This window comes from Blastococcus sp. VKM Ac-2987, from assembly GCF_026967805.1.
GTDB lineage: Bacteria > Actinomycetota > Actinomycetes > Mycobacteriales > Geodermatophilaceae > Blastococcus.
Genome location: NZ_JAPVBG010000002.1, coordinates 42,186 through 67,713 on the forward strand (window position 1 = coordinate 42,186; position 25,528 = coordinate 67,713).

Below are 25,528 nucleotides of genomic sequence, written 5' to 3' on the forward strand. Positions count from 1 at the left end.
CGTTCCGGGGTCCGGCGCCGCGCGGCGCCGCCTCTTCCGGGTGGCAAAAGCTAACGACCCTGCGCCGCCGCCGCCATCGGGTCCCGGCGCGCCGTGCCGTACTGCCCGGCCGTTTCATACCGGGGTAGGGGTGCTCCGTGCCGCAAGGGCGCCTTCCCCCCGCCCCGCTGGGGGGGTGGGGGCCCCACCTCCGGGCTCCAGGTCGGATCCCCGATCCGTCCTCCGGTGCGGCCGGACGACGCCGGCCATCCCCTGCGGGGCCCGACCACGATTCCGACCCGAGACGGATCCCGCCGGGCCGGTGCACCGCCCTAGCGTTCCGGCATCGCTCGCGACCTCCCTCCGAGCCCCGCAGCAAACGCTGGAGTCCCCGTGCACCAGACGATGATCATCGCGAAGATGGCGCCGACCGACGCCGACGACGTCGCCGCCGTCTTCGGCCGCTACGACGCGACGTCCATGCCGCACCGGATCGGGGTGCAGCGGCGCTCGCTGTACCAGTTCCACGGCATCTACGTGCACCTCATCGACTTCGACCGCCCGCCCCAGGAGGCCATGCGGATCGCGCAGGCGCTGCCGGACTTCCGCGCGGTGAGCGACGAACTGCGCCCCTACATCGAGGCCTACGACCCGGGGTGGCGTTCACCGCAGGACGCGATGGCCCGCCGCTTCTACAGCTGGACGGCGGACGGGGGGCCGACGCCGTGACCCAGGCGCGGTCCACGTCCGCCCCGGCCGCCGAGCGGGTGGAATGGGTCCTGTGCCCGGCGTGCGGGTGGCTCCTCTACGGCAAGCGGCTCGACCGCAACATGCACGTCTGCCCGGAGTGCGACCACCACCTGCGCCTCGGCGCGCGGGCCCGCATCGACCTGCTCGTCGACCCGGGCAGCTTCACCGAGACGACCTTCCCGCCGGGCGCCCCCGACCCGTTGACGTTCATCGACCTCCGCGAGTACCCGGAGCGGCTGCAGGAGGCCGCCCGGCGGTCCGGCGGATCGGAGGCGGTCGTCGTCGGCACGGCCCGCCTCGGCGGTGCGGACGTCGTGCTGGCGATCATGGACTTCGCCTTCCTCGGCGGCAGCATGGGCGTGGAGGTGGGGCGGCGGGTCAGCGGCGCGGCGGCCCTCGCGCTGGAACGCGGGCTGCCCCTGGTCACCGTCTGCGCCAGCGGCGGCGCCCGGATGCAGGAGGGCGTCTTCTCGCTGTTCCAGATGGCCCGGGTCAGCCATGCCTTCGGCCGGCTGCGCGAGGCCGGCCTGCTCTCCGTCTGCGTGCTCACCGACCCCACCTACGGCGGCGTGTCCGCCTCGTTCGCCACCCTGGCGTCGGTGCTGGTCGCCGAGCGCGGCGCGCACATCGGCTTCGCCGGGCCGCGGGTCGTGCAGGAGACCATCCGCGCCGAGCTGCCCCGCAACTTCCAGACGGCGGAGTTCCTGCTCGAGCACGGCCTGGTGGACCGGGTCGAGAGCCGTGCCGAGCTGCGCCCGCTGCTGATCCGGCTGATCGCGCTGCACGGCGCCGCCGCCCCGCCCGCCCCCGTGCCCGGTGACGACGGGCCCGCGCCGGCCGAGCCGCACTCGGCCTCCGGGCACCAGGACCCGTGGGAGGTCGTCGAGCGGGCCCGCGTCGTCGACCGGCCGACGACGCTGGACTACCTGCACACGGCGTTCGACGACTTCATCGAGCTGCACGGCGACCGGGCCTTCGCCGACGACCCCGCCGTCGTGGGAGGGATCGCATCGATCGGCGGCCGATCGGTCGTGGTGATCGGCCACGAGAAGGGGCACACCGTCCGGGAACGGGTGGCCCGCAACTTCGGCATGCCGCACCCCGAGGGGTACCGCAAGGCGCTGCGCCTGCTCGAGCACGCAGAGGCGTCGTCCCTCCCGGTGGTCACCCTGGTGGACACCCCCGGCGCCCACCCCGGACCGGAGGCCGAGGAACGCGGCCAGTCGCACGCGATCGCCGAGATCATCATGCGCAGCAGCCGGCTGCGCGTCCCCGTGGTCGCGGTGGTGACCGGGGAGGGCGGCAGCGGCGGCGCGCTGGCGCTGTGCACCTCCGACCGGCTGCTGGTGCTCCAGAACGCCTACCTGTCGGTGATCAGCCCCGAGGGCTGCGCCGCCATCCTCTGGCGGACCGCCACCGCGGCGCCGACCGCCGCCCGGGCGATGCGGCTGGGCGCCGCGCACCTCCGCGAGTCGGGCATCGCGACCTCCGTGGTGGCCGAGCCACCGGGCGGCGCGCAGACCGACCCGATGGCGGCCGCGCGCCTGCTGCGGTCCGCGCTGGTCCGCGAGCTCGACGACCTCGCCGGCGTCGAGGTGGCCGACCTCCTCGACGCCCGCGCCCGGCGGCTGGCCGGCATCGGCGACGACGCCCGTCCGCTGCGGACGCTGCAGCCCGCCGCACCGTTGGGGAGCCGACCATGACACCGAGCGACCTGGCGCACCGCGCCGGACAACTCAGCGGCGGGCCGTCCGCGGAGCCGCCGGGCCGGGCCCGGGACCTGAGCGACGAGGTCGTCGACCTGGCCCGGTCCCTGCCCGGTGACCTGCGGCGCCTCACCGTCCGCGACGGGGACCGGGCGATCGAGGTGGAGTGGGCTCCGGACCTCCCCACCGCCGACACCGGGAGCACTCCCTCCCGGCGGGCGGCCGCCGCGGAAGCGGAGGAGCAGGCGCCGGACGTCCCGGTGGGCGGCACCCCCGTCCGCGCGCCGCTGGTCGGCACGTTCTACGCCGGCCCCTCGCCCGAGGCGGACCCGTTCGTCCGTGTGGGCGACGAGGTGGAGGCCGGCCAGACCCTCGGGATCGTCGAGGCGATGAAGCTGATGAACCCGATCGTCGCCGAGGAGTCGGGAACGGTGCACGAGATCCGCGTCGCGGACGCCGAATCGGTCGAGTACGACCAGGTCCTGATGGTGCTGCGCCCGCCGGGGCGGCCGTGATGATCAGCCGGCTGCTCATCGCGAACCGGGGGGAGATCGCCGTCCGCATCGCCCGGGCCTGCCGCGAGCTCGGGATCGAGGTCGTGGCCGTGCACTCGACCTCCGACCGGCACTCCGCGGTCGTCGAGATGGCCGACGAATCGGTGCACATCGGCCCCTCGGCGCCCCGGGCGAGCTACCTGCACGTGCCGAACATCGTCGAGGCGGCGCTGCGCAGCGGCGCCGATGCCGTCCATCCCGGCTACGGGTTCCTGTCCGAGGACCCGGACTTCGCCGAGATCTGCGAGATGGAGGGCCTGACCTTCGTGGGACCGCCGCCCGCGGTCATGCAGCAGATGGGGAACAAGGCGACGGCGCGACGGCTCATGGCCGACGCCGGGCTCCCCCTGCTGCCCGGGGTCGTCGAGCCGGTCCGGACGGCGGACGAGGGGCTCGCCATCGCGGCCGGCATCGGCTACCCGGTCATCATCAAGGCCGCGGCGGGTGGCGGCGGGCGCGGGATGACCGTGGTGGCCGGGCCCGAGGACTTCGCCCGGGCGTTCGACGACACGCGCGCCGTGGCCCGGGCGGTGTTCCGCGACCCGACCGTCTACGTCGAGCGCTACCTGCCGCGGGCCCGCCACGTCGAGGTGCAGGTCCTCTGCGACGCGCACGGGCAGGGCATCCACCTGGGCGAGCGCGACTGCTCGCTGCAACGGCGGCACCAGAAGCTGCTCGAGGAGGGCCCGGCCGGGCACCTCAGCCCCGACCAGCGGGCCGAGCTCGGTGCGCTCGCCGTCCGCGGCGCCCTGTCGGTCGGCTACGTCGGCGCGGGGACGATGGAGTTCCTCGTCGACGGCAGCGGTCGCCCGTACTTCATGGAGATGAACGCCCGCATCCAGGTCGAGCACCCGGTCACCGAGCTGCTCACCGGGGTGGACCTCGTACGCGAGCAGCTCCTCGTCGCCGGAGGACGTCGGCTGCGGCTGCGGCAGGAGGACGTCGTCCCCCGCGGAGCCGCGATCGAGTGCCGCATCAACGCCGAGGACCCCGCCCGCGGTTTCGCCCCGGCCCCCGGTCACCTCGACGTCCTGCAGGCGCCCGACGGGCCCTGGACCAGGTTCGACAGCGGCTACCGCCAGGGCGACGACATCAGCCCGCACTACGACTCGCTGCTGGGCAAGCTCGTCGTCTGGGCTCCCGACCGCGACCAGGCGATCCGGCGGATGGACCGGGCGCTGGCCGAGCTCCGGGTCGAGGGGCGCGGGGTCCGCACCACCGCCGCGCTCCACCGCGCGCTGCTGAGGGACCCCGACGTCCGCGCCGATCGGCACGACGTCCAGTTCATGGACCGCCGGCTGCCCGCCCTCCTCGCCCGGGCCGCCGGACTCACCGAGGCCCCGGAGCCGGGCCTGCCCGGCGCTGCCCGCGGCCGTCTCCAACTCGTCCCCGCACCGTCCACCGCACCGCACGAAAGGAACACCGCCATGCCCGGAACCACGTTCACCCAGGCCGACCTCATGGACCTGCTCTCGGAGAAGGTCGGTCTCCCGCGGGAGAACCACACGTCCGACCCCGACGCCCACTTCGAGGACATCGGCCTGGACTCGCTGGCCTTCCTGTCGATGCAGTCCGAGCTGAACGACCGCTACGGCATGGAGATGCCCGACGACAGCCCCGCGCGCTACACGTTCGGCGAGATCGTCGCGACCGTCTCCCGGGCCCAGACCCAGCAGCTGACCTGATCACCCCAGCCGGAGGAGCGACGAGATGAGCACCACCATCGAGCAGGCCACCCCGACGGCCGGTCACACCGACAACTCGATCTACATCGACGCGGGCATCGACCACGTCTGGCGGATGACCAACGACCTGACCACCTGGCCCGACCTGTTCACCGAGTACAGCGAGGTGACGATCCTCGCGCAGACCGACACCTGGTTCCGCTTCCAGCTCAAGATGCACCCCGACGAGTCGGGGCGGGTCTGGAGCTGGGTCTCCGAGCGCACGCTCGACGAGGCCGCCCGCGAGGTCCGGGCCCGGCGCGTGGAACCCGGGCCGTTCGAGTTCATGGACATTCGGTGGTCCTACGCCCCGGAGGGCGACGGCACCCGGATGCGCTGGGTGCAGGACTTCCGGATGCGCCCGGACGCGCCGATCGACACCGAGGCGATGGCCCGGCGGATCGACGCCAACAGCAAGATCCAGATGGCGATCATCCGCGACAAGGTCGAGGCCGCCGCCCCAGGACCGGAGCGGGTGACGTGACCGGCCTCCGGGAGGCCGCCGTCGTCCTCCCGGGCGAGAGCGGCGTCCGGCCCGGGATGGTCGACGTCTGGCTCGCCGATCCGGTGGCCGCCGCAGTGGTGGACGAGACCTCGGAGGTGGTCGGCCGCGACGTCGCCGCCTGGTGGCGGGACCCGGCGGCTGCCGCCGACCCGGTCGCGACGCACCTCGAGGTCGTCGTCACCGGGATCGCCGGCTACCGCAGCCTGGCGGCGCGGGGCCTGGCTCCGGTCGTCGTGGCCGGGCACGGCATCGGCGAGTACGCCGCCCTCGTGGCCGCCGGGGCGCTGGAGCTGACCCAGGTCGTGGAACTGGTGCACTGGCGGGCGGAGCTCCTGGCGCATGCCACGCGCCCCGGCCGCGCCGGTGCCGCCGCCGTCGTCGGACCGGGTGCGGGCGACGTCGCCCGGGCCGCCGTCGACGAGCTGTCCGACGCCGGGCCGCTGAGGATCGCCTGCTGCGACGCGCCCGGCCAGGTGGTCCTCGCCGGCACCTCGGAGGCGCTGACCCGGGCCAGGGCGGTGGTCGAAGCCGCCGGCCTGGTCCTGGTCCCGCTGCCCGGGCGGGCACCCTGCCACAGCCCGCTGGTGCAGCCGGTCGCCGACCACCTGGCTGCGGCCCTGGCCGACCTCGACTGGTCGGTGCCGGCCGTGTGCGTGGTGCCCAACGTCGACGGGGAACCGACCCTCGACCCGGACCGGCTGGCGACGCGGCTGCGGCACCACCTGACCTCCCCGGTGCAGTGGGAGGCGACCTCGCGGTCGCTGGTCGCGGCGGGCGCGACGGCGGTGGTCGAGATCGGCGCCGTCCCCGTGCTCGGGCGGCTCGTCCGGCAGGTGCACCCCGATCTCCCGATCTCCCTGGCCGCCGGCCCCGGAGCCTCCGTACCCACCGATCCCCCGGAGCTCGCACTCGCGGGCACCGTGCCCACCCGAGGAGAGAGATGACGACGATCCAGCACGCCCCCAGCGCGGTGCACATCGGCCCGGTCGTGTCCCGGGCCGATGCGCCCCCGAACCGCCGACGGGGTGGTGACATCCGGGTGCTGCTCTCGCCGACGAGCGTGGGCGCCACCGCAGGGTTCATGGGAACCCTCACCCTGGAGCCGGGCGAGGTCGTGACCGAGCACTGGCACCCCTACTCCGAGGAGTACCTCTACTGCCAGACCGGTGACGTGCTGGTCACGCTCGACGGCGAGCAGCGGCGGCTGACCGCCGAGTCCGCCGTGCACATCCCGATCGGCGTGCGCCACCGCATCGTCAACGACGGCACCGGGACCGCCTTCTTCGTGTTCCTCTGCGGCCCGCTGGCCCCGCGGCCGGAGCTCGGCCACGTCGACACCGAGCCCTCACCGGGCTCGCTCGGCGCCCGGTGATGGACACCGAGCGGCGCCGGGTCGTCATCACCGGCATCGGCGTGGTCGCGCCCGGCTCCATGGGCCGCGAAGGCTTCTGGGACATGCTGACCGCAGGGCGGACGGCCACCCGGCGGATCACCTTCTTCGACCCCGGCCCGTTCCGGTCGCAGGTGGCGGCGGAGGTCGACTTCGACGGCGTCCGCCTGGGGCTGACCGCCCAGGAGGTGCACCGCAACGACCGCTTCGTGCAGATGGCCCTCGTCGCCGCCGACGAGGCGGTCGCCGATTCCGGCCTCTCCCTCGGGGCCGGCGGCGGGGACGACGCCCCCGATCCGGACCGGGTCGGGATCACGCTCGGCAGCGCGGTCGGTGCCACGATGCGGCTGGAGAAGGAGTACGTGGCGGTCAGCGACGCCGGCGCCCACTGGCTGGTCGACCCCCGCTACGCCTCCCGCTTCCTGCACCACGCGCTCGTGCCCAGCTGCGGCGCCACGGAGCTGGCGGTGCGGTTCGGCGCCCACGGGCCGGCCACGGTGGTCTCCACCGGCTGCACCTCCGGCATCGACGCCGTCGGGTACGGCAGCCAGCTGATCGAGGACGGCGACGCCGACGTCGTCCTCTCCGGTGCCAGCGACGCCCCCATCTCCCCGATCTCCATGGCCTGCTTCGACACGATCCGGGCCACGACGGCCTGCAACTCCGATCCCGAGCACGCAGCCAAGCCCTTCGACGCCCGGCGGGACGGCTTCGTCATGGGCGAGGGCGCGGCGGTGCTCGTGCTGGAGGAGCTCCAGCACGCCCGCCGGCGCGGGGCGACCATCTACTGCGAGGTCACCGGCTACGCCAATCGCTGCAACGCCTTCCACATGACCGGCCTGCGCCCCGATGGCGTGGAGATGGCCGAGGCGATCGGCCGGGCCCTGGACCAGGGCCGGACCGATCCCGCCGAGGTCGGCTACGTCAACGCGCACGGATCGGGCACCAAGCAGAACGACCGGCACGAGACCGCAGCGGTCAAACGCAGCCTCGGACCGGCCGCGCAGCAGGTCGCCATGAGCTCGATCAAGTCGATGGTGGGGCACTCGCTCGGCGCGATCGGCTCGATCGAGATCGCCGCGACGGCGCTGGCGGTGCACCGGGGGGTCCTGCCGCCCACGGCGAACTACGAGGTCCCCGACCCGGAGTGCGATCTGGACTACGTGCCCAACACCGCCCGCGAGCAGAAGGTCGACGTCGCGATCTCGGTGGGCAGCGGGTTCGGCGGGTTCCAGTCGGCCATCGTGCTGGCCAGCGCCTCGCGGCGGGCGTCATGAGCGGCCTGCTCGTGACGGGGATGGGCGTCGTCGCGCCGACCGGCGTCGGCGCCGAGGCGCACTGGGCGTCGCTGCTGCGGGGCGAGCCGGCGATCCGGCCGATCCAGGGCTTCGACCCGGCGCGGTACGGCATCTCGCTGGCCGGCCAGGTGCTCGACTTCGTGCCCACGGACCACGTGGCCCCGCAGTTGCTGGTGCAGACCGACCGGTGGACGTGGATGTCCCTGGCGGCGGCCACCCTGGCCGCCGAGGACGCCGGCTACGACGACCCCGAGGACGCCTACGCCACCTCGGTCTTCCTGGCCGCCGGCTCCGGCGGCAACGAGTTCAGCCAGCACGAGATCCAGGGGCTGTGGGCGAAGGGGCCGAAGTCCGTCGGCGCCTACCAGTCGATCGCGTGGTTCTACGCGGCCAGCACCGGCCAGATCTCCATCCGGGACGGCCGCAAGGGACCGTCCGGCGTCGTGGTCAGCGAGGGCGCGGGCGGACTGGACAGCATCGGCTGGGCCCGCCGGGTGGTCCGCCGCGGAACTCCGGCGGTGCTGGTCGGCGGCACCGAGGCCGGGCTGTGCCCGTACGCCCTGCTGTGCACGGAGACCAGTGGCCGGCTGTCCACGGCGGAGCGCGCCGAGGACGCCTACAAGCCGTTCGACCGGCGGGCCTCCGGGCACGTCGTCGGCGAAGGCGGGGCGATCCTGCTGCTCGAGGAGGCCGACGCCGCCCGTGCCCGCGGGGTACAGCAGGTGTGGGGCGAGGTGGCGGGCTACGGCGCTACCCACGACGCCTACCACCACGAGGCCCCCGCGCCGGACGCGACGCAGTACGCGCGGGCGATCCGGCTCTCGCTGGCCGACGCCGGGGTGACGCCGGAGGACGTCGACCTGGTCGTGGCCGACGCCGCGGGGACGCCGGAGCTGGACGCGCACGAGCTGCAGGCCCTGGCGTCGGTCTTCGGCCGGCGGCGGACGCCGGTGCCGGTGACCGCGCCGTCGTCGTGGACCGGGCGGCTGATGGCCGGTGGCTCGGCCCTGAACGTGGCCACCGCCCTGCTGGCGATGCGCGACGGGATCGTGCCGGGGATCGCCCACCTCGACGACCCGGTCGAGGCCGAGGGCGTCGACCTCGTGCAACGGACCCGGGTGCTGGACCTCGAGGTCGTGGTGGTCCTGGCCCGGGGCTTCGGGGGCTTCAACAGCAGCCTGGTGCTCCGCCGGCACGTCGGGGAGGAGGGAGCGGCATGACGGCGGTGGGCGACGCACCCGCGGTGCGCACCATCCTGCGCATGCGGGCCCGCGAAGGGTGCGAGGCCGCGTTCGAGACGGCCTGGCGCCGAGCCGCCGCGGAGATCAGCCGGGTACCCGGGAACCTGTGGCAGGAGCTGATCCGCGACGCCGACGACCCGCGGACCTTCCTGATCACCAGCGACTGGACCGACCGGGCTGCGGTCGACGCCTTCGGCCGCAGCCCCGCCCGGGAGACGCTCACCGAGGCGCTGCGCGACCTGCGGGAGGACGCGGCCCGGAACACCTACGAGGTGCTGGCAGCCGTGCCCGGTGCCGGGCGGTCGCTGGGGGAACCGGCATGACGGAGCCTGCAACGGTGCCGGGCGAGCGGACCGGGGTGCGGACCGTCCTGCGGATGCGTGCGCGGGAGGGCTGCGAGGGCCGGTTTCAGACGGCCTGGCGCCGGGCGGCCGCGGAGATCAGCCGGGTGCCGGGGAACCTGCGCCAAGAGCTGATGTGCGACGAGGACGACCCGCGCTGGTTCGGCGTCGTCAGCGACTGGACCGACCGGGCGTCGGTGGACGCCTTCGAGCGCAGCTCCGCCCGGGATGCGTTCACCGAGGCGCTGCGCGACCTGCGGGACGACGCCACGCGCTCGACGTTCACCGTGCTGGCGACGGTGCCGGCCGAGCCGTCGCGGCCGGTGCGCATCGACTTCTCCACCAGCGTCAAGCCGGGCGAGCAGGAGGCCTTCGAGCGCGCGTACACGACGGTCACCAAGCGCATCGAGGACTCACCGGGCTACGTGCGCGAGGAGCTGCTGCGCGACGCCACGGGCCTGCGATACCACATCTTCGCGGAGTGGAAGTCCGAGGACGACTTCGTCGCGTGGGTGGAGGACCCGTCGCACATGGCGATCGGCGCACCGCTGGCCCGGTGGCACTCGGTGGAATTCCGGCGCGAGGTCCTGGAGATCCGCCAGCGGTCCGGCACCGACTTTCCGCCGCTGCCCCCGCCCGGCGGCACCGTCGAGGTGGAGCGGGTCCGCGTCGACTCCGCCGTCGCCGTCGAGCCCTGGGAGCAGGAGGCGTTCGAGCTGGCGTACTGCGCCGCCGCGCAGCTCGCCCGCAGCGCCCCCGGCCACGCCCGCGAGGAGCTGCTCCGCGAGCCCGGCGGAGGCCGCTACCACGTCGTCGCCGAGTGGGAATCCGAGCAGCGGTTCACCGACTGGGCGGCGGGGCCGGGGAACTGGGCCGCCGGGCCGCTGGGCCGGTGGCTGGCGCGGGGCGAGGACCGCCGCGTCTTCTCGCTGCGCGTCCGTCCGGAGCCGCCGTCGGTGGCCGCGGTGCGGCCGGTGCAGGTCCGCGTGGACGAGGCCGCCGGCACCGTGCCCGCCCCGGCCGTACCGCTCGCCGGCAGCACGGTCCCCAGCGCCAGCGTGCAGGAGTTCGTGGAGAAGCCGGACGACGCCGGCGCCCACACAGCCGCCGTGCCGATGCCGGCCGCGGCCGACCCCGCCGGCGGCGTCCGCGCTCCCGGTCGGCCGGTCGAGGTGCTCGTCGTCGGTGCCGGGCCGGCCGGGCTCACCCACGCCATCGAGCTGGCCCGTCGCGGCATCGCCGTCCGGATCGTGGACAAGCGCCCGCAGGCCTCCACGCAGGCGGACAAGGCGATCGGCATCCACTGCCGGACGATGGAGATCTGGGAGGACCAGGGCATCGTCACCGAGGCGATGGACGCGGGCATCTGGCTGCACGGGCAGACGGTGTTCGTCAACGGCGAGCAGACCCACCAGGTCGACTGGTCGGGGCTCGACGAGCTGCCCTACGCCCACCTGGGGCTTCCGCAGTACGACACCGAGCGCATCCTCGGGGCGAAGCTGGCCTCCCTGGGCGTCGCCGTCGAGCGCGGGGTCGAGCTGGTCGGCTTCACCCAGGACGACGACGGCGTCACCGCACAGCTGCGGTCCGCCGCGGGCGAGGTCGAGACGACCCCGGCGCAGTACCTGGTGGGCTGCGACGGGGCGCACAGCGCCGTCCGCTCGGGGCTGGGGCTGGCCTTCGAGGGCGGGCTGTCGATGTTCCCGCAGCTGTTCATGCTCGGGGACGTCGACGTCGACTGGGACCTGCCGGCCGGGCACCTGGTGCGCTTCGTCCGGATCGAGGGCGACGACTTCACCGGGATGCTGGTGTGCGTCCCGCTCAAGGGGCGCAACCGCTACCGGATCGCGACGCTGGCCCCCGAGCGGTGGCAGGAGGCGGTCGGCTCCGGCGCCGTCCCGGCCGGGTTCTGGCAGGAGTACGAGCCGCCGACGCTGGCGGACCTGCAGGCCGCGATCGACGACCTGGGCCCGCCCGGGACGACGGCGAGCAACCTGCGCTGGTCGTCGATCTTCCGGATCAAGCACGGCATCGTCGACCGCTACCGCGAGGGACGCGTCTTCGTCGCCGGCGACGCCGCGCACCTGCACCCGCCGGCGGGCGGGCAGGGGATGAACACCGGCATCCAGGACGCGTGGAACCTCGGCTGGAAGCTCGCCCTCGTCGTCCGGGAGCGGGGCGCGCCCGGACTGCTGGAGAGCTACGAGGCCGAGCGCCGTCCCGCCGGGAAGATGATCGTCGACCGGGCCGTGGCCATCGCGTTCACCGACGAGATGGACATGGACGACGAGAAGGCGCAGTTCCTGCTCGAGATGCAGATGACCATGAACTACGCCGGCAGCCCGCTGGTCGGCGAGGCGGCACCGGGGGGCTTCCCCACCGGGCCGGAGCCCGGGCACCGCGCGCCGGACGTCCAGGGCCTGCGGCGCTTCGGCGTCTCCCACCCGCTGCGGCTGTTCGACCTGACCCGCGGCACCCGCTCCACCTTGCTGCTGCACGCCGACGCCGGCGCCTCGGAGGAGCAGCTGCTCGGTCTGGAGAAGCTCGCCGTGGGAGTGCGGCAGCAGAGCCGCGGCGAGGTGACCACCTACCTGCTGGTCGCCCCGGGCACTCCGGCGCCCCTGGTCGTCGACCTGCCGGTGATCGCCGACCCGGACGGCGCCTTCGCCGCCGCCTACGGCGTCACCGGCGCGGGGACGGCGGCCTACCTGGTCCGCCCCGACGGCCACGTCGGCTTCCGCACCCGGCCGGTCAACGAGGCCGCGCTCGTCCTCCACCTGGCCGGGGTGTTCGCGCAGTGACCGCACCGCAACCCCACGACCACACCCAGCCCAGGGAGACGACATGACGCAGACCGCACCGGCAGCCCCGGTCCCGGACGAGGAGATCGTGCCGGGTGAGGAGATCTACACACCCGAGTTCCGGGCCGACCCGTACCCGGTCTACGCCCGGCTGCGCCGGGAGCGGCCCGTCGTGCGGGTGCGGACGCCCCGGTTCGACTCCTTCCTCGTCACCCGCTACGACGACGCGCGGAAGGCGCTGTCGGACCCGCGGCTGTCCAAGGACCTCTACCGCGCCGGGGACACCTACCTGCAGGTGTTCGGCGAGAAGGCGCGGCAGATCAACACCAACATGCTCAACTCCGACCCGCCGGAGCACAGCCGGCTGCGGCGCCTGGTGACCCAGGCGTTCACCCCGCGGCGGATCGAGGCGATGCGACCCCGCGTGGAGGCGATCGTCGAGCGCCTGCTGGACCGGATGGCGCCGCACGGCCGCACCGAGTTCGTGGACGACTTCGCCCTCCGGCTGCCGCTGGCGGTGATCGGCGACCTGCTCGGGATCCCCGAGGCCGACCACGAGGAGATCCTGGCCGGCACCCAGGTCATCCGGACCGTCGGCACCGGCGGGCGCAGCCCCCAGGAGAACCGGGCGGCCATCGGGCAGGCCCAGGAACGGCTGCACGCCTACTTCACCGGCCTGGTCGCCGCCAAGCGCCGGGAGCCCGGCGAGGACCTGGTGAGCGCCCTGATCGCGGCCCGCGACGGCGACGGCCGGCTCTCGGAGCCCGAGCTGGTGTCGACCTGCTTCCTGCTCCTGTTCGCCGGGTACCAGACCACCTCGGACTTCCTGGGCAACGCGGTGGTCGCGCTGCTCACCCATCCCGACGAGCTGACGAAGCTCCTGGCCGACCCGGGCCTGGTGCCGGAGGCCGTGGAGGAGCTGCTGCGCTTCGACGGCTCGGTCCCGGTGTCCAGCTTCCGGTTCGCCACCGAGGACCTGGAGATCGGCGGCGTGCCGATCCCCCAGGGTTCGATCGTCACGGTCGTGCTCAGCTCGGCCAACCACGATCCGCAGCTGGTCGCGGAACCGGACGGGCTGGACGTGACCCGGGGCGACGTCCAGCACATGTCCTTCGGTCACGGCGTCCACTACTGCCTGGGCACCGCCCTCGCCCGCCTGGAGGCCACCACGGCGCTGCGCCGGATCCTGGTCCGCCTGCCCGACCTCCAGCTCGACGTCCCCGTGGAGGAGCTGCAGTGGCTCCCGGCCGCCTCGGCCTTCCGCGGGCTGCTCGAGCTGCCGCTGCGCTTCACCGCCACCCCGGTGCGGGACCCGCGGTGACCGGGACGGTCGCCGGCGCGCCGGTGGTCGCGGCGCGCTCGGAGCGCTACCCGCTCGGCGACCGGTCGGTGGCCCGGCTGGGCTTCGGCGGGATGAAGCTGAGCGGCCGCCGTCTGATGGGTTCCTCGACCGAGCGCGGCACCGCGGTCGCCGTCCTCCGCAGGGCCGTCGAGCTGGGCGTGCAGCACCTCGAGACCAGCGCCCACTACGGCCCCGACGTGGTGAACGCGCTGGTGCGCGAGGCGCTGCACCCCTACCCGGAGGAGCTCGTCGTCGTCACCAAGGTGGGTGCCAGGCGGACGCCGGACGGGGGGTGGGTGCCCGCACTGGGCGCAGCGGAGCTGCGCCACGCAGTGCACGACGACCTCGACAGCCTCGGGGTGGACGTGCTGGACGTGGTCCTGCTGCGCATGCCGGGTCTGGGTGAGCAGATGACCGGCGACATCGTCGAACCGTTCGGGGCGCTGGCGCAGCTGCAGCAGGAGGGGCTCGTCCGTCACCTGGGGCTGAGTCACGTGACCGCCGAGCAGGTGGCCGCGACGCGGGCGGTCGCGCCGCTGGCCTGCGTGCAGAACCACTACAACATCGTCCACCGCGACGACGACGGGCAGGTCGACGCGCTCGCCCGGGAGGGCATCCCCTACGTGGCCATGGAGGGCCTCTCCTACACGACGTTCTTCCCGGTACGGGACCTGGCGCCGCGACAGGAGGCCGCCCTGGACGCCGTCGCGCGGCGGCTGGACGCCACCCGGTCGCAGGTGGCCATGGCCTGGATCCTGGCCCGCTCGCCCAACCTGCTGGTGATCCCGGGGGCGACCTCGGTGGCCCAGCTCGAGGAGAACGTCGCAGCGGCCGCCCTGGCGCTCGGTCCCGCCGACCTGGCGGAGCTGGACCGCATCGCCGACGACGGCACGCCCGGGCCGCGGCCGGCGGGCTCCCCGACCGTCTGACCCGTGCAGGAGTTCGGTGGTGGACGGGCCCGGACCCGGCCGGTCCACCCCGAGGACGTCCACGCCGGGTCAGCCGTGCCCGGCCATCGCCATCCGGCACAGAACCACAGGAGGAAAGATGACCTTCCGCCCGTTCCGCAACGTGATCGTCTGCCGCATGGTGCCCGGCAGCGAGGACAAGGTCGGCCGCGTCTTCGCCTACTACGACACCACCACGCGCCCCCAGGACCTCGGGGTCGTCGGGCGGTACCTGCTGTCGCACGACGACCTCTACCTGCACGTCATCGAGCGCAAGGAGGACCCGGAGATCTCGGGTCAGCGCCGCGGTCTGCCCGCCTTCCAGAAGATCGCCGACGAGATCGCGCCCTACGTGACGCCGTACCCCAGCTACTGGCAGAACCCGTCCCACTCCGTCGCCAAGCCGTTCTACCAGTGGGTACCGGACGGGGACGTGCCCGAGCACCGGGAGCTGACCGTGATCGTGCAGCGGATGAAGCCCGGGGCCGAGGACGACATCGCCCGCGTCTTCGCCGAGTCCGACGCGGGGGACCTACCGGTCGAGACCGGGGTGACCGGGCGCTGGCTGTACTCCATGGAGGACGTCTTCGTGCACCTGCTGGAGCAGGACCCGGAGAAGGCCGCGGCTGTCCGGGCCAGCCACGAGTCGTTCCGGCCCGCCTTCACCAGGATCATGGAGCAGCTCCGCCCGTACCTCAGCCCGTACCGCCCGGAGACCTGGCAGACCCCGAGGGACTCGGTGGCCACGGTCTTCCACCGGTGGCAGGCCGACGACTGGCACCCGGAGGGCTGACCACGGCACCGGTGCGGTGCCGCCGGCGCACCCGGTCGTCGCGACGCGCTCAGCGGAGACGGCCGGTGGCCCGCAGCTCGACCGCCGTCAGCACCTCCCAGCGGATCGCCGAGCTGCCCGGCCGGATCAGCCGCCAGTAGCGGTCGAACCGTCGCCGGGTCGTGGCGTCGGTCGACGTCACCCGGGTCTCCGAGCTCAGCTCCGTCCCGTCGCCCCGGGGCGTCAGCCGGAAGTCCATCGCGGCCTTCACCCAGCCGCGCTGGGTGAAGCGGCGGAACTCCCCGGCGTCCAGGACCGGCCCGGCGTCGCCGCCGTCGAGCCGCCACGGCTGCAGCGCACCGCCGAACACCACCGACGACGGCGCCTCGGCGGCCAGCAGCGGCACCGGCAGCGCATCGAGGAACGGCCGGTCGTGCAGCCGGCCGAGGCCCCTGCCGGACAGCGCGACCGGCAGGAACCGGGCGGCGCCGAGCGCCAGCGTCACCGGCAGCCCCGACAGCCGCACCTCGTGCAGCGCGGCCCAGACCACCGGCGGCGGGGCGGCGATCCACCGCGCCTGCCGGGTGACGTGCTCGGGCCGGGGGAGGACGTCGTCGAGCTCCATCAGCCGAGCGCGCCGTAGACCGCGCGGACGTAGGCCTCGCTGCGCGGCGAACCGATCAGCCCGGCGCCCATCCTGTTCATCATGTAGCTGATGGTCAGCCGCCGGTCGAGGTCCATCACCACCAGCGAGCCACCCCAGCCGCCCCAGAAGCAGGTCCGGCCCGGGGGCACGTAGGGCACCGTGGGGGAGCCCAGGCAGAAGCCGGTCCCCCACCGGAACGGCGCGCCGAGCACCAGGTCCACGCCGTCGGCCTGCTGGTCGAACACCTTCTCGACCGTCTCCGGCGAGAGCAGCCGGACCCCGCCGGCCTCGCCGCCCAGCGACAGGGTCCGCAGCACCGTCATGACACCGCGGGCGTTGGAGTGCCCGTTCAGCGCGCCGAGATCGGCGGCCCGCCACTCCGGGGAGTTCGCAGCCTTCGCCGACGCGGTCGGGCCGGTGAAGGTCTTGACGCTCACCGACTCCGGGTCCAGCGTGCGCGGGTCGACGTCGGGACGCGGCGGCGCCACCACCGGCGCGATCCGGGAGACCTCCGACTCGCGCGCCCCGATCTGGAAGTCCGCGCCCAGCGGGTCGGCGATGTTGTCGGCGACGAACTTCTTGAAGGTGGTGTTCGTGATCCGCCGGATGACCTCGCCGACCAGGTGCCCCTGGTTGTTGGCGTGGTAGCCCGACGCGGTACCCGGCTCCCACCACGGCCGCTGCTGGGCCAGCCGCTCGGTGGCGGAGGTCCAGTCGTACATGTCGCGGATGGAGAACGGCTGCTCCCACCCCGAGACGCCGGAGGTGTGCGCCAGCAGGTGCCGCACCCGCACGTCCTTCTTCCCCTTGGCGCAGAACTCGGGCCAGTAGTCGCCCACCGGCGCGTCCAGGTCCAGCTCGCCGCGCTCGACCAGCAGCAGCGCGGCGAGCGCCAGCACGCACTTGGTGGTCGACCAGACGTTGACGATCGTGTGCTCCGACCAGGGCTGGGTGCGCGCCTCGTCCCGGTAGCCACCCCAGAGGTCGACGACGGTCTCGCCGTCCAGGTCGACGGCGACCGACGCGCCGAGCTCCTCGCCGTCCAGCTGCTGCGCCAGCGCCTCGCGCACCCCCGCGAAGCGCTCGTCGCACCTGCCGTGGACCTCGGCCATGAACTCCTCCTCGTCGTCGCGACCCGTCTGCCGCCTGCCCGGATGGGACCACGCACACACTCGCCGCCGCCGCCGGGGTCCGCCACCCGCGGCCCCACCGCCCCTCCTCTCGCTCCTGGCTCAGGCCGCGTGCGCGGCCAGCAGCACCCGGACCACCTCGGCCACGAGGTCCGACGGCAGCGGACGGTCGTGCGGCAGGCGCATCGCGTCCTTCGTCCCGCGCCACGGGGCGACCCGGTCCGCGAGCCCGGCCGGCAGCTCCGGCAGGGGGTACAGCGCTATGTGGTGCCGCCACGCGGCCAGGTGCACCACCGGCCGGCCGGCCGCGGTGAACGTCGGCATCCCGTAGCTGATCCGCTCACCGGCCTCGGGCAGCTCGCGGTGCACCAGCACCCGCAGCTCGGCCATCCGCTCCCGGACGTCGCCGGGCAGCGCTCCCAGGTACTCGTCCACCGTCTCCATCAGCCACCTCCGGTCGGGTTCGACGACGTGCAGGGCAGACCGCGGGCGGCGGCACTTCTCATCGCGGCGACCTGCTGACCGACGAGCGGGGCGGCTCCTCCATCGGCGGCGCCGACTTCGCCGTCGCCCTGGTCGACGAGATCGAGCACCCGGCTCACCGCCGGGCGCGCTTCACCGTCGCCTGCTGACCGCCCGACCGGCCGGGCATCCAGGAGGAACGCACCCCGCTCCGGTCAGCCCGGGAGGGTGAAGTCACCGGTCATGACCTCCCCGACCCGTCGGTACGCGGCCATGACGGCGCCGGTCGAGGTGACCGACGACGTCACCAGTTGCCAGGTCAGCGCCGCGGTACCGGCGGTGAACAGCCGCTTCCCCTCCCCCACCACGACCGGGAAGGTGATCAACCGCAGCTCGTCGACCAGGTCGTCCCGCAGCAGGGTCTGCAGCAGACCCGCCGACCCGTGGACCTGCAGCTCACCGCCGTCCTGCTCCTTGAGCGCGCGCACCGCGGTGGGGACGTCGCCCTCCAGCAGACGGGCGGTCGCCCAGTCCAGCGACGTCAGCGACCGCGAAGCGACGTACTTGGTCTTCGTGTTGAGCGCCGTCCCGACCGGGTCGCCCTCGGTGGGGACGTTGGGCCAGTGCGCGGCGAAGATCTCGTAGGTGCCGCGCCCGAGCAGGAAGTCCTGCGCCGGCGCGAACCACGCCTCCATCTGGGCGCCCAGGGCGTCGTCGAAGAGAGGGACCAGCCAGCCTCCCCAGCGGAACCCGCCGGAGGGGTCCTCCTCCGGGCCGCCGGGGGCCTGCATGACCCCGTCCATGGTCAGGAACGTGGTGACGACGAGCGGGCGCACGGCTTCCTCCTGTCGGCAGTCGGTACGCCCGGTCATGACGGTCCGCGGCGCGCGAACTCATCGGTCCGGTCAGGTCGGGCGCGCGGTCCGCCGGCGCTGCGAGCTCTTCGCGCCGTACATGGCGCGGTCGGCGCGGGCGATGACGTCGTCGGCCACCTCGCCGGGGTGCCCGACGGTCGCCCCCACGCTCACCCCGATCGACAGCGGCCCGTCCGGGCCGTGGAACGGCGCGTCCAGCCGGGCGACGACGCGCCGCACGAGGCCGGAGAGCTCCTGCTCGTCGCCCCGGGGGCAGAGGATCACGAACTCGTCCCCGCCGAACCGCGCCACCAGCTGGTCGGTACCGGCCACCTCGACCAGGCGGGTGGCCGCCTCGGCGAGCAGCCGGTCGCCCACCCCGTGCCCGTACTGGTCGTTGACCGTCTTGAAGTCGTCGAGATCGCAGAACAGCAAGCCGCAGCCGCCGGCTCCGAGCAGGGTGCCGAGCTGGTCGAACAGCGCCCCGCGGTTGGCCACGCCGGTCAGCAGGTCGGTCCGGGTCTGCTCGTGCAGCCGGGCCTCGCGCGCCCGGTCGTCGGTGACGTCGAGGCCCACGCAGGCGATCCCGTAGGGCCGCCCCTCCTCGTCGTGCAGGACGGTGTTGCGCATGGTCACCCGGCGCAGCTCGCCCCGGGCGTCGATCCAGTCGGCCTCCTGCGGGAAGGCCTTGCCGCTCGCGATCGCCATCCGCACGGCGTCCTCGGCGTAGGGGACGTCCCGGGGGATCACCCACACGTCGACGAACCGCCGGCCGAGCAGCGCGTCGCCGTCCTGGCCGGTGAAGCGCTGCAGCGCCGGGTTGGCGAGCACGATGCGGCCGTCGGCGTCGATGATGCACAGCAGCGCGTCCACCGACTGGATGAAGGCCTGCGCCAGGTCCGCCTCCAGCAGCGCGGGGCTCGCGGCGCCCGGCGAGCACGAGCCTCCCTGCGCAGACATCAGGCGTCACTCCCGGCAGTCGTCGGACGGACTCGTTCCGCACCTGGGGCCGCGAACATACGGCGGCGCACGGCGTCGCGGGACCCTTCCGGAGCTGCCCCGACACCCCGGGTTGCCTAACGTGGATCGAGCAACCAGTACGCCGCGATACCAGGGGGAAGGAATCCGCATGCTCTCCGAGAGGTCCGCACCCGTCATCCAGGCGACGCTGCCGGTGGTGGCCGAGAACATCCAGGAGATCGCCCGGCGCTTCTACGCGCACCTGTTCGGGGAGCACCCCGAACTGCTCGACGGGACCTTCAACCGCGGCAACCAGGCCGAGGGGACCCAGCAGCTCGCGCTGGCCGGCTCGGTGGCCGTCTTCGCCAGCGCGCTGGTCAACCACCCCGACCGGCTGCCCGAGCACCTGATGAGCCGGATCGCGCACAAGCACACCTCGCTGGGCATCACGCCCGGGCAGTACCAGGTCGTGCACGACAACCTGTTCTGGGCGATCGTCGACGTCCTCGGCGACGCCGTCACGCCCGAGGTGGCCGCCGCCTGGGACGAGGTCTACTGGCTGATGGCCCACGCGCTGATCAACCAGGAGCGCGGTCTCTACAGCGCCCGCGGGGTGCGGCCGGACACCGTCTGGCGGCAGTGGGAGGTGGCGGAGAAGACCCGGGAGACCGACGACGTCGTCACCTTCCGGGTGCGGCGGGTCGACGACCGGCTGGTCAAGACCTCGCTGCCCGGCCAGTACGTGACCGTGCGGCTGGTCATGGCCGACGGCGTCCGCCAGCCGCGGCAGTACAGCCTCACCCGGGCCGACGACGGCGAGCACCGCCAGTTCTCGGTCAAGCGCGTGCACGGCGGGGACAAGCCCGACGGGGAGGTCTCCACCCTGCTGCACGACTCCGTGGACGTCGGCGACCGGCTGGAGATGTCGGTCCCCTTCGGCGACGTCGTCCTCGACGACTCCGGGCGCCCGGTGGTGTTCGCCAGCGCCGGCATCGGGATCACCCCGATGGCCGGGATGCTCTCGCACCTCGCGCACGCCGGCTCAGGCCTCGACGTCCGGCTGTGGCACGCCGACGTCGACGAGGCGTCGTGGGCGCTGCGGGAGCAGGTCGTCGGTGACGTGCAGAAGCTGCCGAAGTCGTCGGTGCACGTCTGGTTCGAGCGGGGCGCCGAGTGCTCGCTGCCGGTCGACGGCGTGCACGCGGGGCAGATGGACCTGTCCCGGGTGGAGCTGCCGGAGGGTGCGGTCTACTACCTCTGCGGCCCGCTGCCGTTCATGCAGGCCGTGCGCAGCGAGCTCATCGACCGCGGCGTCCCGGCCAGGGACATCCAGTACGAGGTGTTCGGTCCCGACCTGTGGCAGGCCGACCTCGACTGAGCACCGGCGCGTGCACCCGCCGCGCCCCGAGGGCGCGGCGGGTGCACGCCGGCCGTCAGCGGGCGGCGGCCAGCGACGGGTAGTCGATGTAGCCCTCGGGCCCGGACGCGTAGAAGGTGAGCGGGTCGGGCTCGTTCTCGGGGTGCTCGCCCTGCCACCGCTCGACGAGGTCGGGGTTGGCCAGGACGGGGCGCCCGACGGCGACGGCCTCGGCGTGCGACTCGTCGATCAGCGCCAGCGCCTCCTCCCGGGTGGTGACCGTGCCGAAACCGCTGTTGGCGATCAGCGGCCCGCCGAACCGGCGGCGCAGCTCCTGCACCAGGTCGCCGGCAGGTTCCACGTGCAACACGCTCAGGTAGGCCAGGCCCAGCGGGCGCAGCCCGTCGACGAGCGCGCCGTAGGTGGCGAGCACGTCCTCGCGGTCGGTCTCCAGGGCGTCCTGGATGTTGTGCTCCGGCGAGATGCGGATGCCGACCCGGCCGGCGCCGATCGCCCCGGCCACGGCCGTGGCCACCTCGACGACGAAGCGGGCGCGGTTCTCCGGGCTCCCGCCGTAGACGTCGTCGCGCTGGTTGGACGCCGGCGACAGGAACTCGTGCAGCAGGTAGCCGTTGGCGGAGTGCAGCTCGACGCCGTCGAGCCCGGCCTCGACGGCCCGCACCGAGGCGGCGACGAGGTCGGCGATGGTGGCACGCGCCTCCTCGGTGGTGAGCGCGTGCGGCACCGGGAAGGGCTTCTTCACTCCCCCACCGATGTGCACCTCACCCCTGATGGCCAGCGCGCTCGGCGCAACCACCCGGGTGCCGGTGAGCTCCGGGTGCGAGACCCGGCCACCGTGCATGACCTGCAGGACGAGGCGGCCGCCGCGGGCGTGGACGGCGTCGGCGACCTTCCGCCAGCCCTCGGCCTGCTCGTCGGTGACGATGCCCGGCTGACCGGCGAACGCGCGGGACTCGTCGTTCGGGAAGGTGCCCTCGGTGATGATCAGCCCGACACCGGCCCGCTGCTCGTAGTGCTCGACGACGATGTCTCGGGGGATGCCGGCGCGGCCGGAGCGCATCCGGGTCAGCGGGGCCATGACGACGCGGTTGGCCAGCTCGAGGTCACCGAGCCGGACAGGGGAGAACAGGTCCATGCCGGGCGCAACCACCCGCCGAGCGGCCGGGATTCCGCGGTGCGGCGATCATCACGCCGCCGCGGGGGACCCCCTCGACCTCGCGGTGGTGCAGCCGGCCTCGCGGTCGGCGGCGAGGCCGGCTACGTCCGCGGGCGGGTGACAGGACCGCGGGGTGGCGAGGGCGCTCCCGGCGGTTCAGCCGGCGAGGACGGCGTCGCGCTGGGCGATGCCGGCCAGCCGGGCGTACCGGCCGCCGAGCGCCAGGAGCTCCTCGTGCGTGCCCTGCTCGGCCACCCGCCCGGCGTCCAGGACGATGATCCGGTCGGCGTCGCGCACGGTGGAGAGCCGGTGCGCGATGGTGATCGTCGTGCGGCCGCGGGCGGCCTCGTCGAGCGCGGCCTGCACCGCGCGCTCGGTCTCGTTGTCCAGGGCGCTGGTCGCCTCGTCGAGCACGAGCACCCGCGGGTCGCGCAGCAGCGTGCGGGCGATGGCCAGCCGCTGCTTCTCCCCGCCGGAGAACCGGTGCCCGCGCGCACCGACGACCGTCTCGTAGCCCTCGGGCAGCGCGGCGATCACCTGGTGCACCTGGGCCCGGCGGGCGGCATCGACCAGCTCGGCGTCGGTGGCGTCGGGCCTGGCGTGCAGCAGGTTCTCCCGCACGGTGCCGTGCAGCAGGTAGGTCTCCTGGGAGACGACGCCGACGACGCGGGCGAGATCGGCCAGCGCCACCTCCCGGACGTCGATGCCGTCGATCAGCACCCGCCCGGAGGTGGGATCGTTCAGCCGCGCCACGAGCGAGGCCAGCGTGCTCTTGCCCGAGCCGGTCTCGCCGACCAGCGCGAGCGTCGCACCGGCCGGCACGGCGACGTCGACGTCGCTGAGCGCCGGGCGGACGCCGTCGGGGTAGGCGAAGCCGACGTGCTCGAACCGCACGTCGCCGCGCACGGCGGCGGCGTCCAGCGGTACCGGGTCGGCGGGGTCGTCGATGTCGACGGGCAGGTCGAGGTACTCGAAGACCCGGCTGAACAGCGCCATCGAGGCGGTCAGCGAGACACCGATGTCCAGCAGCTGCATGAGCGGGCGGAACAGCGCGCCCTGCAGCGTGGTGAAGGCGACCAGGGTGCCGATGGTCATCCCGCCGGAGGTCGCCGGCAGCCCTGCGGCCAGGTAGATCAGCGCCGGGATGCCGGCGAAGACCACGCTCATCGTGGCCATCCGCCAGCGGCCGGCCAGCTGCGAGCGCACCTCGAGGTCGACCAGGAACTCCGAGGTGCCGGCGAACCGCTGCGACTGCGCCGGCCCCGCGCCCAGGGTCTTGCCGAGCAGGACGCCGCTGACGCTCAGCCCCTCCTCCACCTGCGAGTGCAGGTCGGCCAGGTGGCGCTGGCGCTGGGCGGTGATCGTGCGGCGCATGCGGGCCACCCGGCGGGTGAGCCAGACCGCCGGGGGCAGCACGACCAGCGACAGCAGGGACAGCCGCCAGCTCAGCACCGCCATGGCGACGACCGTCCCGATGACCGTGGTGGCGCTGGAGGCGAACGACGTCGCGGTCGAGGTGACGACCGACTGCATGCTGCCGATGTCGTTCATCAGCCGCGACTGCACCTCCCCGCCCTTGGTGCGGGTGAAGAAGCCCAGCGACTGGCGTTGCAGGTGGGTGAAGACCGCCGTCCGCAGGCGGTGCATGACCCGCTGCCCGACGGTGGTGGACAGCCAGGTCTGGACGACGCCGAAGACCGACGTCACCACGGTGACGGCGAGCATCCCGCCGACGGCCCAGAGCAGCAGCGCGACGTCCTGCTCGGGAATCGCCTCGTCGATGACCAGCCGGATGAGGAAGGGGGTGGCCAGCGCGACCGCCGAGGACGCCACGATCAGGGCCACCACCACGGCCAGCTGCCACCGGTAGGGGCGGAACAGCGCGGCCACGCGGCTCCAGCGGACGGGGGACCGGTCGAGCTGGGCGCGGTCGGCGGGGTCGGGCCTCCGCCCACCACCGCCGCCGCCACCGGGGCCGCCGCCCCGGCCGCCGCCCCGGCCGCCCGTCATCATCTCGCTGATGTCGCCACCTCCGTCCCGATTGCTGAGGTTACCTCACCGTGCGGTAACCACTCTTCTTCCGCCGCTCTTCCCGGGCGGGGCTGCACATGTCCATCGGGTGACGTTCCGCCGTCGAGGGCGGCCGCGCGGCGGAGAGGGGGCAGGGAGAGGTGACCGCCGCTACCGATCAAGGACTCTTCCCCATGACGCAGACCCCTCCGCACGGCGCCACCAGAGTGGCCGAGGACGACAAGCGGACGCTCTGGCCGTGGCTGCTGCTGGCGGCCCTCATCGCCGCGCTGCTCGTCTGGTGGCTCGTCGCCGCGCTGACCGGTGACGACGACGCCGACGTCGACACCGACGCGGCGCCCGGCACGACCACCACCGAGGTCACCGAGACGACCGAGGCCACCGAGACCACCACGGAGGCCGACCCCACGGACGGGGCTCCGGCCTCGCCGACCGCCGCGGCCGTGGCCGTCCCGGGCGCCGTCCTCGTCGGCGACCTCGACGCGCTCGCCCCGGACGTCGACCTGAGCGCCAACCTCGACCAGCCGGTCGAGGCCGACACCGTGCAGGTCCAGGAGGTCGTGGCCGACGAGGCGTTCTACGTCGGCCCGGAGGCCGGGCAGACGATCCTCGTCCGGCTGCAGAGCTTCGCCGGCGGGGACGCCCCCGAGTCGCCCTTCGAGGTCGAGGCGGGGGACACGGTGAGCTTCACCGGCGCGCTCCAGCAGGTGGACGACGAGTTCCTCTCCGAGCTGCGGCTCTACGACGCCTCGGAGGAGCTGACGACCGGCGACTTCTACGTCCAGGTGGAGGACATCACCCTGGCGCAGTGACACCGCTCCACCCCCACCCGGCGACCCCCGGCCCGCTCGCGGACCGGGGGTCGTCGCGGTGCACCTGCCCGCGGGTCCGCGGTGGGGGCGCCGATCGGTGCTGAGGTTACCTCATGATGTGGTAGCGCCTCTTTGTTCGGCTACTGTTCCCCCGTGGCGGACGACGGGACCGGCGAGCTGGGCGACCTGCTGATGCGGGTCGCCCGCACCCAGCGCCGTCGCTGGCGGGAGGCCCTCGCCCCCTGGGACCTCTCCCCGCACCAGGCCCGCGCCCTGCGGGTGGTCTGCGAGCGGGACGGCGTCCGGTTGTCCGACCTCGCCGAGTCGCTGCACATCGCCCCGCGGTCGGCGACCGAGGTGGCCGACGGGCTGCAGGAGCGCGGCCTGGTCGAGCGCAGCCCGGATCCCGGCGACCGCCGCGCGGTCCTGCTGCGCCCCACCGCCGCGGGCCGGCGGGTCCGGGCCGAGGTCGGGCGCGCCCGGACCGCCGACTCCGCGGACCTCTTCGCCCGGCTGGGGCCCGAGGACCGGGCGACGCTGGCCCGGATCCTGCGCACGCTCGCCGACTGACCCGGCGACGGCGAGGTCGAGCTCTGCGCCACGATCGGCGCGCCCCCACCGGTCCGTGACCTACCGTGGCCAGGCTCCTCCCCGGTGGGAGGGAGCCGCGGTGGTCCACCGCCGCAGCCGGCCATCCCGCGCGGGTCCGCGGACGGGGGTCGGGCTACCCGTCCGCCGCCGTCCGGGGG

General features: G+C 74.1%; 25 protein-coding genes. 17 read left to right on the forward strand and 8 right to left on the reverse strand.

Annotation, left to right across the window (positions count from 1 at the left end; all coding sequences use genetic code 11):
- Positions 1-372: 372 nt before the first annotated feature.
- The 14 genes from O2W17_RS09055 to O2W17_RS09120 all read left to right on the forward strand — a co-directional run bounded on the left by O2W17_RS09055 (position 373) and on the right by O2W17_RS09120 (position 15,371).
- Positions 373-708 carry a TcmI family type II polyketide cyclase gene (locus O2W17_RS09055; RefSeq protein WP_269192101.1) on the forward strand — a complete coding sequence of 112 codons (336 nt, stop codon included), beginning with the start codon at positions 373-375 and terminating at the stop codon, positions 706-708.
- The gene (gene accA / locus O2W17_RS09060; RefSeq protein ID WP_269192102.1) at positions 705-2,432 is read left to right on the forward strand and encodes an acetyl-CoA carboxylase carboxyl transferase subunit alpha; all 1,728 of its coding nucleotides are present in this window, start codon (positions 705-707) and stop codon (positions 2,430-2,432) included. The genes O2W17_RS09055 and accA overlap by 4 nt, the downstream gene beginning before the upstream one ends.
- Complete coding sequence (locus tag O2W17_RS09065; protein WP_269192103.1) at positions 2,429-2,950, forward strand: acetyl-CoA carboxylase biotin carboxyl carrier protein; 522 nt, start codon at positions 2,429-2,431, stop codon at positions 2,948-2,950. The genes accA and O2W17_RS09065 overlap by 4 nt, the downstream gene beginning before the upstream one ends.
- Complete coding sequence (locus O2W17_RS09070) at positions 2,950-4,674, forward strand: acetyl-CoA carboxylase biotin carboxylase subunit (protein WP_269192104.1); 1,725 nt, start codon at positions 2,950-2,952, stop codon at positions 4,672-4,674. Before O2W17_RS09065 ends, O2W17_RS09070 begins: the two co-directional genes overlap by 1 nt.
- 25 nt (positions 4,675-4,699) lie before the next feature.
- On the forward strand, positions 4,700-5,197 hold the full coding sequence (locus O2W17_RS09075; protein ID WP_269192105.1) for an SRPBCC family protein: 498 nt from the start codon (positions 4,700-4,702) through the stop codon (positions 5,195-5,197).
- A complete protein-coding gene (locus O2W17_RS09080) occupies positions 5,194-6,162 on the forward strand; it encodes an ACP S-malonyltransferase (protein ID WP_269192106.1) in 969 nt (322 codons plus the stop codon). Before O2W17_RS09075 ends, O2W17_RS09080 begins: the two co-directional genes overlap by 4 nt.
- Positions 6,159-6,590 (forward strand): cupin domain-containing protein, encoded by a 432-nt coding sequence (locus tag O2W17_RS09085; protein ID WP_269192107.1) that lies wholly within the window; start codon positions 6,159-6,161, stop codon positions 6,588-6,590. Before O2W17_RS09080 ends, O2W17_RS09085 begins: the two co-directional genes overlap by 4 nt.
- Positions 6,590-7,885 carry a beta-ketoacyl-[acyl-carrier-protein] synthase family protein gene (locus O2W17_RS09090; protein WP_269193286.1) on the forward strand — a complete coding sequence of 432 codons (1,296 nt, stop codon included), beginning with the start codon at positions 6,590-6,592 and terminating at the stop codon, positions 7,883-7,885. Before O2W17_RS09085 ends, O2W17_RS09090 begins: the two co-directional genes overlap by 1 nt.
- Entirely contained in the window at positions 7,882-9,126 is a 1,245-nt protein-coding gene (locus O2W17_RS09095) for a beta-ketoacyl synthase N-terminal-like domain-containing protein (protein WP_269192108.1), read from the forward strand. The genes O2W17_RS09090 and O2W17_RS09095 overlap by 4 nt, the downstream gene beginning before the upstream one ends.
- Positions 9,123-9,470, forward strand: a complete 348-nt coding sequence (locus O2W17_RS09100; RefSeq protein WP_269192109.1) for a putative quinol monooxygenase — start codon at positions 9,123-9,125, stop codon at positions 9,468-9,470. The genes O2W17_RS09095 and O2W17_RS09100 overlap by 4 nt, the downstream gene beginning before the upstream one ends.
- A complete protein-coding gene (locus tag O2W17_RS09105; protein WP_269192110.1) occupies positions 9,467-12,289 on the forward strand; it encodes an FAD-dependent monooxygenase in 2,823 nt (940 codons plus the stop codon). Before O2W17_RS09100 ends, O2W17_RS09105 begins: the two co-directional genes overlap by 4 nt.
- 43 nt (positions 12,290-12,332) lie before the next feature.
- Positions 12,333-13,610 carry a cytochrome P450 family protein gene (locus O2W17_RS09110; protein ID WP_269192111.1) on the forward strand — a complete coding sequence of 426 codons (1,278 nt, stop codon included), beginning with the start codon at positions 12,333-12,335 and terminating at the stop codon, positions 13,608-13,610.
- Positions 13,607-14,560 carry an oxidoreductase gene (locus O2W17_RS09115; protein ID WP_269192112.1) on the forward strand — a complete coding sequence of 318 codons (954 nt, stop codon included), beginning with the start codon at positions 13,607-13,609 and terminating at the stop codon, positions 14,558-14,560. Before O2W17_RS09110 ends, O2W17_RS09115 begins: the two co-directional genes overlap by 4 nt.
- Before the next feature lie 118 nt (positions 14,561-14,678).
- The gene (locus O2W17_RS09120) at positions 14,679-15,371 is read left to right on the forward strand and encodes a TcmI family type II polyketide cyclase (RefSeq protein ID WP_269192113.1); all 693 of its coding nucleotides are present in this window, start codon (positions 14,679-14,681) and stop codon (positions 15,369-15,371) included.
- A gap of 49 nt (positions 15,372-15,420) precedes the next feature.
- On the opposite strand, the gene O2W17_RS09125 is transcribed toward O2W17_RS09120, so the two are convergent.
- The 6 genes from O2W17_RS09125 to O2W17_RS09150 form a co-directional block, all read right to left on the reverse strand.
- Positions 15,421-15,975, reverse strand: a complete 555-nt coding sequence (locus tag O2W17_RS09125; RefSeq protein ID WP_269192114.1) for a hypothetical protein — start codon at positions 15,973-15,975, stop codon at positions 15,421-15,423.
- On the reverse strand, positions 15,975-17,108 hold the full coding sequence (locus O2W17_RS09130) for a serine hydrolase domain-containing protein (protein ID WP_269192115.1): 1,134 nt from the start codon (positions 17,106-17,108) through the stop codon (positions 15,975-15,977). Before O2W17_RS09130 ends, O2W17_RS09125 begins: the two co-directional genes overlap by 1 nt.
- Before the next feature lie 120 nt (positions 17,109-17,228).
- Entirely contained in the window at positions 17,229-17,570 is a 342-nt protein-coding gene (locus tag O2W17_RS09135) for an iron chaperone (RefSeq protein ID WP_269192116.1), read from the reverse strand.
- Positions 17,570-17,719 (reverse strand): hypothetical protein, encoded by a 150-nt coding sequence (locus O2W17_RS09140; protein ID WP_269192117.1) that lies wholly within the window; start codon positions 17,717-17,719, stop codon positions 17,570-17,572. Before O2W17_RS09140 ends, O2W17_RS09135 begins: the two co-directional genes overlap by 1 nt.
- Before the next feature lie 84 nt (positions 17,720-17,803).
- A complete protein-coding gene (locus tag O2W17_RS09145; protein WP_269192118.1) occupies positions 17,804-18,424 on the reverse strand; it encodes a dihydrofolate reductase family protein in 621 nt (206 codons plus the stop codon).
- Positions 18,425-18,493: 69 nt separating this feature from the next.
- Positions 18,494-19,402, reverse strand: a complete 909-nt coding sequence (locus O2W17_RS09150; RefSeq protein ID WP_269192119.1) for a diguanylate cyclase domain-containing protein — start codon at positions 19,400-19,402, stop codon at positions 18,494-18,496.
- 169 nt (positions 19,403-19,571) lie between these two features.
- Here O2W17_RS09150 and O2W17_RS09155 point away from each other — a divergent pair, with 169 nt between their 5' ends.
- On the forward strand, positions 19,572-20,780 hold the full coding sequence (locus tag O2W17_RS09155; RefSeq protein ID WP_269192120.1) for an FAD-binding oxidoreductase: 1,209 nt from the start codon (positions 19,572-19,574) through the stop codon (positions 20,778-20,780).
- A 55-nt stretch (positions 20,781-20,835) separates the two neighbouring features.
- Here the strand turns inward: O2W17_RS09155 and O2W17_RS09160 are convergent, their stop codons facing one another.
- Both O2W17_RS09160 and O2W17_RS09165 read right to left on the reverse strand, forming a co-directional pair.
- The gene (locus tag O2W17_RS09160; protein ID WP_269192121.1) at positions 20,836-21,915 is read right to left on the reverse strand and encodes an alkene reductase; all 1,080 of its coding nucleotides are present in this window, start codon (positions 21,913-21,915) and stop codon (positions 20,836-20,838) included.
- A 177-nt stretch (positions 21,916-22,092) separates the two neighbouring features.
- Positions 22,093-23,826: an ABC transporter ATP-binding protein gene (locus O2W17_RS09165; protein ID WP_269192122.1), complete on the reverse strand. Its 1,734-nt coding sequence runs from the start codon at positions 23,824-23,826 to the stop codon at positions 22,093-22,095.
- Positions 23,827-24,140: 314 nt separating this feature from the next.
- Here O2W17_RS09165 and O2W17_RS09170 point away from each other — a divergent pair, with 314 nt between their 5' ends.
- Both O2W17_RS09170 and O2W17_RS09175 read left to right on the forward strand, forming a co-directional pair.
- Positions 24,141-24,779 (forward strand): hypothetical protein, encoded by a 639-nt coding sequence (locus tag O2W17_RS09170; RefSeq protein ID WP_269192123.1) that lies wholly within the window; start codon positions 24,141-24,143, stop codon positions 24,777-24,779.
- A 153-nt stretch (positions 24,780-24,932) separates the two neighbouring features.
- Positions 24,933-25,349 (forward strand): MarR family winged helix-turn-helix transcriptional regulator, encoded by a 417-nt coding sequence (locus tag O2W17_RS09175; protein ID WP_269192124.1) that lies wholly within the window; start codon positions 24,933-24,935, stop codon positions 25,347-25,349.
- The last annotated feature ends 179 nt before the right edge of the window (positions 25,350-25,528 follow it).

Coding starts and splice junctions, on each gene's coding strand:
- O2W17_RS09170 (WP_269192123.1), top strand. CDS start 24,141: ATGACGCAGACCCCTCCGCACGGCGCCACCAGAGTGGCCGAGGACGAC.
- O2W17_RS09155 (WP_269192120.1), top strand. CDS start 19,572: ATGCTCTCCGAGAGGTCCGCACCCGTCATCCAGGCGACGCTGCCGGTG.
- O2W17_RS09150 (WP_269192119.1), bottom strand. CDS start 19,402: ATGTCTGCGCAGGGAGGCTCGTGCTCGCCGGGCGCCGCGAGCCCCGCG.
- O2W17_RS09085 (WP_269192107.1), top strand. CDS start 6,159: ATGACGACGATCCAGCACGCCCCCAGCGCGGTGCACATCGGCCCGGTC.
- O2W17_RS09130 (WP_269192115.1), bottom strand. CDS start 17,108: ATGGCCGAGGTCCACGGCAGGTGCGACGAGCGCTTCGCGGGGGTGCGC.
- O2W17_RS09100 (WP_269192109.1), top strand. CDS start 9,123: ATGACGGCGGTGGGCGACGCACCCGCGGTGCGCACCATCCTGCGCATG.
- O2W17_RS09075 (WP_269192105.1), top strand. CDS start 4,700: ATGAGCACCACCATCGAGCAGGCCACCCCGACGGCCGGTCACACCGAC.
- O2W17_RS09095 (WP_269192108.1), top strand. CDS start 7,882: ATGAGCGGCCTGCTCGTGACGGGGATGGGCGTCGTCGCGCCGACCGGC.
- O2W17_RS09090 (WP_269193286.1), top strand. CDS start 6,590: ATGGACACCGAGCGGCGCCGGGTCGTCATCACCGGCATCGGCGTGGTC.
- O2W17_RS09065 (WP_269192103.1), top strand. CDS start 2,429: ATGACACCGAGCGACCTGGCGCACCGCGCCGGACAACTCAGCGGCGGG.
- O2W17_RS09135 (WP_269192116.1), bottom strand. CDS start 17,570: ATGGAGACGGTGGACGAGTACCTGGGAGCGCTGCCCGGCGACGTCCGG.
- O2W17_RS09070 (WP_269192104.1), top strand. CDS start 2,950: ATGATCAGCCGGCTGCTCATCGCGAACCGGGGGGAGATCGCCGTCCGC.
- O2W17_RS09160 (WP_269192121.1), bottom strand. CDS start 21,915: ATGGACCTGTTCTCCCCTGTCCGGCTCGGTGACCTCGAGCTGGCCAAC.
- O2W17_RS09105 (WP_269192110.1), top strand. CDS start 9,467: ATGACGGAGCCTGCAACGGTGCCGGGCGAGCGGACCGGGGTGCGGACC.
- O2W17_RS09110 (WP_269192111.1), top strand. CDS start 12,333: ATGACGCAGACCGCACCGGCAGCCCCGGTCCCGGACGAGGAGATCGTG.
- O2W17_RS09120 (WP_269192113.1), top strand. CDS start 14,679: ATGACCTTCCGCCCGTTCCGCAACGTGATCGTCTGCCGCATGGTGCCC.
- O2W17_RS09125 (WP_269192114.1), bottom strand. CDS start 15,975: ATGGAGCTCGACGACGTCCTCCCCCGGCCCGAGCACGTCACCCGGCAG.